Source organism: uncultured Mucilaginibacter sp. (assembly GCF_937859865.1).
Classification (GTDB): Bacteria; Bacteroidota; Bacteroidia; order Sphingobacteriales; family Sphingobacteriaceae; genus Mucilaginibacter_A.
Genome location: NZ_CALMAT010000063.1, coordinates 1 through 3,288 on the forward strand (window position 1 = coordinate 1; position 3,288 = coordinate 3,288).

Consider the following 3,288-nt stretch of genomic DNA (forward strand, 5'->3'; position numbering starts at 1 on the left):
GCGCAAAAGTTTTTGCCAAAAGTGTGCCTCCTAAAATTGCGGTTATTGATACTTCCGAAGTTGTTCCTTCCCAACAAAAACCAATTTTGCCACCTCAAATTTATGCCGATAAAAACAGTATGGGCAGTCCGGCTATTGATGGCAGTTTGAATCAAACTAAACCTATTATCGAAACACAAAGCACTGAAAAACAGCCGATAAAAGAAGCATCGCTGCCTTATACCACTTATTTGCGGGCAAACGAAACCGGTGTAATCAACATGCGGAAGTTTGATAACTACGGTTCGGAAATTATCAAAGTGATCCCAACCAATTCGGAAGTTGCGGTTTTAGAACGGGGCACCAATTATTACAAAGTGCTTTTTGAAAATACCACAGGTTATGTGGCGAGGTGGAACGTTTTAAAAAAGTAAGTTTGCTTCGGATATTTACAGTTTAAATTTTAGGTGGGCAAGCAATTCGATCAGGAAAACAATCAGCGAAAAGGTCAAGTCGTTTTACGAGACTTAACGATACCGGATTTAACGGAGCTGCTTATTTCCCGTCATACTTCCGTTAGCGTGGTTCCCGATCCGGTTGCGTACCATTACATTTTTCCAACGGCCATTGAACTCAGCCACGGCATTTTTACCAATTTGCGCAACAAGCAGGATTTTTTGCCGGTAACGGTAATCCAGGAAGCCGGAACGTTGTTTTTAACCTGCAACTGCAAAACCCAACACGAATTTTTATGCGAACACCAGGCAATCGTATTAACCGCGATCCTGAAAAAAGAAGATTTACGCGTTTTTTATGACGATCAATTACGCCACGAAAGACTGAAAAAGTTTGCGGCAGATTACGGTTTGGAACAGGAAACGGACTTGAACCAATTTTTCAAGATCAATTTTGAAGATAAACAGTTAAAGGTTAGCTCAAAATCGCCGGAACTGCTTCCGGTAACCAAAGAAAGCCTGAACCTGTTGAAATCCATAATTGTGGATGATTCGGTTCCAACGGTAGCCGAAGACCAAGTCGTTTGCGTTGTCCTCAAACAGCATAAATATTATAAATATTTGTTGATCGAATTGTACCAAAGCCAACGGACGAAAGAAGACAAAATTAAAAACCCGTTAACGCTGATGCCGCCGTTGGATTTTATCTGGAAAACGGATGACGGCGAGCATTTGAAGTTTTACACGGCTGTCCATAAATTCCAAAACCACCAGCAAAAAGAAGTGAGTGAGGCTGATATTTCCGCTTTAAAAGCCATCGTTAAAAATCCCTTAGGTTACGAGTTTTATTATCACGACAACGAAATTTCGGAAAACATTACGGCTTCGTCCATCTTTCCGGCTGCTGTTGCTTTGTTAAAAGATGAACCAAAACTGACCGTTCAGGCGAAAGAGCAATTTTTTGAACTTTCGGGCAGTGTTGAAATTGATCAGCAAGTTTATGCCTTAAAAGATCTTCCCATCTGGTTTACGTATTTTATCCGGGTTGAAGAAAAATTGTATTTGGTCAACAATCTGCAAGCTTTAAATGTGATTGCTTTGTTGAGCAAAAAGCACGAGAACTTGTTGGTGCATGTTTCTAAATTTCAGGAGTTTAAAAATCAATTGCTGTCAAAACTGGAGGAAAAGATTAGCGTAAATTACCCGCATATTCCAGCAGCAACACCTGTTCAGTTACAAAAGGAAGGCTTCGGCCAGGAGAAAGAAAAAATCATTTACCTTTCGGATTTTGGTGCGCACGTGATGATTATCCCGGTGATGCGTTACGGCGAAGTAGAAATTTCCATCCGCACCAAAAAACTCATTTATACGGTTGATGCGCAGGGAAAAGAGTTTCAGGTGCCGCGCGATGAGGAGGAAGAAGACCAGTTTACGGCCTTGCTGATTAAACAACATCCGTATTTTGAAGAGCAGTTGGCCGATCCGCTGCACTATTTTTACCTGCATAAAAAACGCTTTTTGCAGGAAGACTGGTTTTTGAATGTTTTTGAGGAATGGCAAAGGCACAACATCACTATTCTGGGTTTTAATGAGCTGGAAAGCAATCAGTTAAACCCAAATAAAGTAAAGATTACGATCCGGGTTTTGAGCGGCACGAATTGGTTTAACAGCAACATCAATGCGCGTTTTGGCAAAACGAAAGCTACGTTAAAGCAAATTTATCGTGCCGTAAAAAACCGGACAAAATACGTGCATTTAGACGACGGCACATTAGGGATTTTGCCTGATGAATGGATTGAAAAATTTAACCATTATTTTAATTCGGGCGAGGTTGAGGGTGATGATAACTTGCGGATTTCTAAAAGCAATTATGCTTTGATCGGGCAGCTTTTTGATGCGCAAATGCTGGACGAAAACGTAAAAGCCGAGATCAGCAATTATCAGCAAAAGCTCACCAATTTTAATGCGGTAAAAACAGTATCCGTTCCCGAAGAATTTCGGGGCGAACTTCGGCCGTACCAGCAGCAGGGTTTAAGCTGGCTCAACTTTTTGGATGATTTTAATTTTGGCGGCTGTTTGGCCGACGATATGGGTTTGGGGAAATCGGTGCAAATTATCGCCTTTATTTTATCGCTGCGGAAAAAGGTAAAGCAAAATACCAACTTGCTGATCGTACCAACTTCGCTGATTTTTAACTGGCAGCAGGAGATAGAAAAGTTTGCGCCAACCATTCGCGTTTTAACAATTTACGGTGCGGACAGGATTAAAAGCGCACAGGATTTTAACCAATACGAAGTGATCCTAACTTCTTACGGAACGCTGCTTGCTGACATTAACTTTTTAAAAGATTACGTTTTTAATTACGTGTTTTTGGATGAATCGCAGCAAATTAAAAACCCGGAATCGCAACGTTACAAAGCGGCGTGTTTGTTAAAATCCAAAAACAGAATAGTGATAACCGGCACGCCTGTGGAAAATAATACGTTTGATTTGTTCGGTCAGTTATCCTTCGCCTGTCCGGGTTTGCTGGGCAGCAAATCGTACTTTAAACGGCTGTATTCCGAACCGATTGACAAATTTAAAAGCAGCAAACGCACGGCAGAATTGCAACACAAAATAAACCCGTTTATGCTGCGCCGGACCAAGCAGCAGGTTGCGGCCGAACTTCCCGAAAAAACAGAGATGGTTTTGTATTGCGAAATGAAGCCTGAACAGCGCAACATTTATGAGGCTTACGAAAAGGAATTCCGTGATTATATTTCGGCCACAACCGGCGACGAATTGAAAAAAAGCGCGATGCACGTGCTGAAAGGAATTACGCGGCTCCGGCAAATTTGTGATTCGCCGCAACTGC

1 protein-coding gene and 1 pseudogene (1 of these 2 only partly in view) are annotated in these 3,288 nt (G+C 41.8%); both read left to right on the forward strand.

What is annotated here, in order from left to right; all coding sequences use genetic code 11:
• A partial coding sequence (locus Q0192_RS06600; RefSeq protein ID WP_299287922.1) for an SH3 domain-containing protein occupies positions 1 to 413 on the forward strand: 413 nt, incomplete at its 5' end.
• A gap of 33 nt (positions 414 to 446) precedes the next feature.
• Positions 447 to 3,288: pseudogene (locus Q0192_RS06605) on the forward strand (DEAD/DEAH box helicase) (it continues 545 nt past the right edge of the window).